This window comes from Synechococcus sp. R3-13, from assembly GCF_047462195.1.
Lineage (GTDB): Bacteria > Cyanobacteriota > Cyanobacteriia > Thermostichales > Thermostichaceae > Thermostichus.
On record NZ_JANSIO010000270.1, the window covers coordinates 1 to 1,403 of the forward strand.

Annotated in this window: 1 protein-coding gene; it reads right to left on the minus strand. The window is 59.4% G+C overall.

The window, feature by feature from the left end; genetic code table 11:
• Positions 1-152 precede the first annotated feature (152 nt).
• Positions 153-1,403 (minus strand): prolyl oligopeptidase family serine peptidase (locus NW856_RS08460; protein ID WP_414399821.1); only part of this gene is annotated, 1,251 nt, incomplete at its 5' end.

The following is a 1,403-nucleotide window of genomic DNA, read 5'->3' on the forward strand; positions in this document are numbered from 1 at the left end:
TTGAGCTTATTATTGACTAGAGTCATGCTCCATCCGGGTTGGCTGGTAAGTCCATCATAGAGGGGCTGCTCTGTCGCGACAGCGTTGTGGAGCAACAATGGGCCATAGATGGGACGGGATCCCTTTCTATTCGACCCATTGAGCAGTCATCATCAGGTGTCCAAGTTCTCGATCCGAACCGGCTCAAGAGGTTCTGCCAGCGGAAACCCCAGCACCTGGGCATAAAAGTAAAGCTCTGCCTCCAAGGCCCGTTTGATGTTGGCCGCCTGGCGAAAGCCATGTTGCTCTCCCTCGAAGGGCACATAGGCCACTGGGATCCCTTTGGCCCGTAGGGCTGCCACCATCCTCTCCGCCTGATTGGGGGGCACGATGGCGTCTTCCAACCCTTGGAAGAAGATAACCGGACAATTGAGGCCCTCTAGGTGATGAATGGGGGAGCGCTCCCGGTAGAGATCCCGTCGCTCTGGGTAGGGGCCAATAAGGCTGTCCAAGTAGCGAGACTCGAACTTGTGGGTCTCCTGGGCTAGGGCTTCCAGATCGCTCACCCCGTAGTAGCTGGCACCCGCCCGGAAGACCCTGTGGAAGGTCAAGGCCGCCAACGTGGTATAGCCACCAGCGCTGCCCCCTTGAATGAGCAGCCGTTCCCCGTCCACCTTGCCCTGTTCTGCCAAAAATTGAGCTCCGGCGATGCAATCTTCCACATCCACCAGGCCCCACCGGCCTTTGAGGGCATCCCGATAGGCCCGCCCATAGCCGCTGCTGCCCCGGTAGTTGACATCCAAAACGGCAATCCCCCGACTGGTCCAGTATTGGATCCCTAGGTTGAGCACCGCTGCCGTCGCTCCGGTGGGCCCGCCGTGGCTTTTCACCAATAGGGGTGGCTTTTCGCCAGTGGGAGCAACAAAGTCGCGGTTCTTGGGGGGATAGAAGAAAGCATAGGCCACTGCCTTGCCGCCGCCGGTGGGAAAAACAATAGGCTCTGGGATCGACAGATAGTCGGGATCCACCGCCACGCTGCTGGAACGGGCCACCACCTCCACTTGGCTGGAGGGTAAGTCTAGGCAGACCAAGGCAGTGGCTTCCGTCGGGGATCCGGCCAGGAAAGCGGCTTTTTCCCCACTTACCTGCAAACCGCTGATCTGGGTGTAGGGCAAGGGGATCCCTGCCAACTGTCCTGAATGGGGATCCAGATAAGCCAGATGAGACAGCCCGTCTTGTTCATAACAGGCCAGGATGCGCCCATCGCCACAGAAGCCGTAGGTGCTCAGGCCAAACACCCACTGCGGCTCTCCAAACTCCGCTTCCATAGGGCAGAGGGGAATGGGGCCCTGGGGATCCCAGCGATAGAGGTTCCACCAGCCGCTGCGATCCGAAACAAAGTAGAGATCCCCCTCCGGTGACCA